At 38.1% G+C, this 3,934-nt stretch carries 6 protein-coding genes and 1 pseudogene; 3 read left to right on the forward strand and 4 right to left on the reverse strand.

Going from position 1 to position 3,934, the window contains the following annotated elements; all coding sequences use genetic code 11:
- Both cadR and MTX11_RS16210 read left to right on the forward strand, forming a co-directional pair.
- Window positions 1–378: Cd(II)/Pb(II)-responsive transcriptional regulator (cadR, locus tag MTX11_RS16205; protein WP_243475589.1), on the forward strand; the 378-nt coding region annotated here is incomplete at its 5' end.
- 93 nt (window positions 379–471) lie between these two features.
- A pseudogene (locus tag MTX11_RS16210) lies at window positions 472–633 on the forward strand (IS6 family transposase); the annotation flags it as partial.
- Window positions 634–674: 41 nt separating this feature from the next.
- On the opposite strand, the gene MTX11_RS16215 reads toward MTX11_RS16210, so the two are convergent.
- Both MTX11_RS16215 and MTX11_RS16220 read right to left on the reverse strand, forming a co-directional pair.
- A complete protein-coding gene (locus MTX11_RS16215; protein ID WP_001140620.1) occupies window positions 675–977 on the reverse strand; it encodes a helix-turn-helix domain-containing protein in 303 nt (100 codons plus the stop codon).
- Complete coding sequence (locus MTX11_RS16220) at window positions 970–1,326, reverse strand: type II toxin-antitoxin system RelE/ParE family toxin (RefSeq protein ID WP_004668307.1); 357 nt, start codon at window positions 1,324–1,326, stop codon at window positions 970–972. The genes MTX11_RS16215 and MTX11_RS16220 overlap by 8 nt, the downstream gene beginning before the upstream one ends.
- 680 nt (window positions 1,327–2,006) lie before the next feature.
- On the opposite strand from MTX11_RS16220, the gene MTX11_RS16225 reads away from it, so the two are divergent.
- Window positions 2,007–2,204, forward strand: a complete 198-nt coding sequence (locus MTX11_RS16225) for a hypothetical protein (protein WP_086044977.1) — start codon at window positions 2,007–2,009, stop codon at window positions 2,202–2,204.
- Between the two features lie 66 nt (window positions 2,205–2,270).
- On the opposite strand, the gene MTX11_RS16230 is transcribed toward MTX11_RS16225, so the two are convergent.
- Both MTX11_RS16230 and MTX11_RS16235 read right to left on the reverse strand, forming a co-directional pair.
- On the reverse strand, window positions 2,271–3,059 hold the full coding sequence (locus MTX11_RS16230) for a KUP/HAK/KT family potassium transporter (RefSeq protein WP_338129146.1): 789 nt from the start codon (window positions 3,057–3,059) through the stop codon (window positions 2,271–2,273).
- A 31-nt stretch (window positions 3,060–3,090) separates the two neighbouring features.
- Complete coding sequence (locus MTX11_RS16235; protein WP_180181286.1) at window positions 3,091–3,795, reverse strand: IS6-like element IS1008 family transposase; 705 nt, start codon at window positions 3,793–3,795, stop codon at window positions 3,091–3,093.
- Window positions 3,796–3,934 lie beyond the last annotated feature (139 nt).

Below are 3,934 nucleotides of genomic sequence, written 5' to 3' on the forward strand. Positions count from 1 at the left end.
GGTGAACTCTCTAAAAAAACCTCATGTTCAGTATTAACAATTAGGTTTTATGAAAAGGAAGGTTTAATTCCGGAACCGGAAAGAACGGAAGGAAATTACCGCCTTTACGATGTAGGCTATGTTGAGCGAATTAAATTTATTTTGAATTGCCGAACTTTAAATATGAGTTTGAATGAAATTCGTCAATTACTTACCTATAAAGACAAACCTGAGAAAAATTGTTCAGATGTGAATGAATTAATTGACTTACATGTCAGTGCTATCAGAGAAAATATAATCAAGCAACAAAAGCTTATTGAACAACTATCTGATTTAAGAGGTACTTGTGATGGTTTATGTACAATTGACCAATGTGGAGTTTTAAAAAATCTAGCTTGATTATCTAGACCTATGCTTTTTTCAAAAAATCGGCACTGTTGCAAATAACCACGAATGGTAAGCTGAAGACTGTTTTAGCTAAAGGTGCAGCATATGAATCCTTTCCATGGTCGGCATTTTCAGGGCGAAATCATTCTTTGGGCTGTGCGCTGGTATTGTAAATATGGCATTAGCTATCGTGAACTGCAGGAAATGCTGGCCGAACGGGGTGTGAATGTTGATCACACGACTATTTACCGTTGGGTTCAACGTTATACGAATCTAAAAATGGGAGCCTATAGCTCCCATTTTTATTGTTAAACGTTGAATCCTATATGTTTTCCTGTTGGAAGCTCTACATCAATACGGAGCTTCCCACCCATTGCCTCAACATACTTTTTCATGGTTGAAATCTTAAGATCATTGCCACGATTTTCTATTGCTGAAAGCGATGGCTGTTTTATTCCCAAAGTTTCAGCAAGCTCTTTTTGAGAAATTTCGAGTTCTTCACGAATAAGATGGAGCTGATTTTCTAGCAGTAATTCATCAGCCATTTTTTGAATACGGGCTTGGCTCTCTGGAGAGCGGCTAGCTAACAATTCTTGCAGAGTCTTAGCCATTAGATTTATCTCCTAGGGTAGTGAGATGAAGTTGGTATTGTTCATCTGCAATATCCAGCATGTCTTTATAAAAACGCTTTTTACCGCCTTTATCAGCAATACATAGAACAATAGCCTGTCGTAAGGGATCAAATGCGAAGAAAGCTCTTAAGGGTCTACCGCGATGTTGAACACGCAGTTCTTTCATATTGGTAAATTTAGACTCATACACAGTATCTACTAAAGGACGGCCTAAACTCGGTCCCTGCTGCTGTAGAACAACCAGGGCAGCTAGGACCTTCTCTTGTGTAGGTTCATCTTGCTGTTCAAGCCACTGATTAAATAGATCTGTCGTAATGACTGTCCACATACCACAACCAAAATATAGATTATAGTCTATATTTTAGGGGCATTATGTTTGTTTTGCAAATGAGAAAGGATAGGCAATAAAAAAGCCCGACATCCTGTCGGGCTTTTCCATATTTGGCGCTTAGATCTGACTCCTGTCTGATCTCACGTTCCTTGTTGTTCATCTTATTCTTTTTATCTGGAGCATCCTGCTCTCTATGTCTTCATGATAGGAAATTTCCAGTATTGCGGATAGCAGCAAAGGGCCGAGATTGGTATGAGCCAGGGCTTACAAAATAGCCTAAATTTTATCCACAGCAATTGGGGATAGTTTCGGATCTAGGAAGCCGATGAAATGGGCACTGCTTGCCAAATTGATCGTTTTTTAACCAAATTTACTGGCAAAATGTTACAGATATGCTTAAAAACTCACCAACTTATTACAAAAGCCAATTTTTGTGCATTTTGTGATCATGGTGAAATTTTTAAGTTATTGATATTTATATTAATATACAAGTGTACTTCGTATAACCGCCATTATGTTAAATGGGGAGTGATTTAGTTGAATATTCATACTTTCAATGGAGCAAAACTTGCAGAATCTTGTCTAATTTGTAATCCTTGCAGCCAAGGGTGTCTAGCTGAGCTAAGGCAGGTATTTGTTGTAGTCGGGCCGCTATAATATTGATAAAGAGCGCCTGTATGTTTAATTTCAAGATTTTTAATAAAGTCTCTACGGAAGTGTTGACGATAAAAAATGACCTTCAGCTTAATTCTGAAATTCAACTTATAACAAAATATAAGACCTCTACTTCTGAAGATTATAAAAAAGCAATTATTTTGATCTTTAAAGAACGTGGTTATTTAGCTTTAGAGATTGGTCAACTATTGGAAAATTAAAGTAAAAGATTTATTCTGATCAGATAGGCACCCTTATTTAAAGGTGCCTATTCATTTTAGAAATTCTTAAATTTCAATCTGACTACCTAGCTCTACCACCCGGTTAGAAGGGATTTTATAAAAATCACTGACAGGGCTGGTATTTTTTTGCATTGCGACAAATAACTTTTCACGCCATGTAGACATCTTGCTGGACAGACTTGGAATTAATCTTTCTCTAGAAACAAAGAAGCTGATATTCATTAAGTCATACTCAAGATCCAGTACTGAAAAAGCTTGTTTCAATGAATGAGGCACATTAGGCTCTTCTTTAAATCCATAATGGATCGTTATTCTGAAAAAACCATTCTCTAGTACTTCAGTAACGATTCGCTTAGCTTCATCAACATACGGGATTTCAGAAGTCTTGATTGTCACCAAAAAATTACGTTCATGCAGAACTTTATTATGCTTTAGATTATGTAAAAGCGCATGGGGTACGACTTGAGGCGTTCCAGTTAAAAATACGGCATTTCCACTCACTTTCTGACCTGTCTGTTCAAGGTGCTCAAGAAACACATTCAGTGGAAGCGTGTCCTTCTGCAGTTTGTCCTGAAGAATCTCTCTGCCTTTTTTCCAGGTCATCATGAGGGTAAAAACAATAACCGCAATAACGACTGGTACCCAGCCTCCAATCAGGACTTTTAATAGGTTTGAACTCAGCAAAACCAGATCAATAAAGGCGAATGGAATAATGAACAGTAAGACTTTCCATGTTTTCCATTTCCAGTAACTATAAGCCAGAAAAGCTACTAACAGTGTGTCACAGAACATGGTCACAGTGACGGCCAGACCGGCACTGTTGCAAATAGAGATTTGAGTCGATGAAGTTCCTTTTTAAAAGTGCTTAGAGACCGAAAACCCTGTTGATTAGACACACTTCACCTTGAGGCTGACCATAATAAAATGACGATGCTTGTCCTTTACGTAGTGCACGCATGACTTCAATACCTTTAATTGTGGCATAAGCCGTCTTCATAGATTTGAATCCTAATGTGGCCCTGATGATTCTCTTTAACTTACCATGATCACATTCAATGACATTATTTTTATACTTAATCTGCCTGTGCTCAATATCTACTGGACATTTTCCTTCTCGCTTTAATCGTGATAAAGCATGGCCATAGGTCGCTGCTTTATCTGTATTGATGACCCGTGGAATTTGCCATTTTTTCACCGTATTGAAGATTTTTCCTAAAAAACAATAGGCTGATTTACTGTTCCGTCTAGCGGAAAGGTAAAAGTCAATCGTATGACCACGTTGATCAACTGCACGATACAGGTAAGTCCATCGCCCCTTCACTTTGATATAAGTCTCATCCATATGCCATGAATGTAAATCTGTAGGATTACGCCAATACCAGCGTAAACGTTTTTCTATTTCAGGAGCATAACGTTGAACCCAACGGTAAATAGTCGTGTGATCAACATTCACACCCCGTTCGGCCAGCATTTCCTGCAGTTCACGATAGCTAATGCCATATTTACAATACCAGCGCACAGCCCAAAGAATGATTTCGCCCTGAAAATGCCGACCATGGAAAGGATTCATATGCTGCACCTTTAGCTAAAACAGTCTTCAGCTTACCATTCGTGGTTATTTGCAACAGTGCCCTTTTGAGCTAGTAACTCATGAATCTTTTCTTTCTTTACTGAACTTAACGTTGAATCTCTATGTCTCAAGAATTGAG

This window comes from Acinetobacter lwoffii, from assembly GCF_022809915.1.
Classification (GTDB): domain Bacteria; phylum Pseudomonadota; class Gammaproteobacteria; order Pseudomonadales; family Moraxellaceae; genus Acinetobacter; species Acinetobacter lwoffii_M.

Coding starts and splice junctions, on each gene's coding strand:
- MTX11_RS16215 (WP_001140620.1), bottom strand. CDS start 977: ATGGCTAAGACTCTGCAAGAATTGTTAGCTAGCCGCTCTCCAGAGAGC.
- MTX11_RS16220 (WP_004668307.1), bottom strand. CDS start 1,326: ATGTGGACAGTCATTACGACAGATCTATTTAATCAGTGGCTTGAACAG.
- MTX11_RS16225 (WP_086044977.1), top strand. CDS start 2,007: ATGTTTAATTTCAAGATTTTTAATAAAGTCTCTACGGAAGTGTTGACG.
- MTX11_RS16235 (WP_180181286.1), bottom strand. CDS start 3,795: ATGAATCCTTTCCATGGTCGGCATTTTCAGGGCGAAATCATTCTTTGG.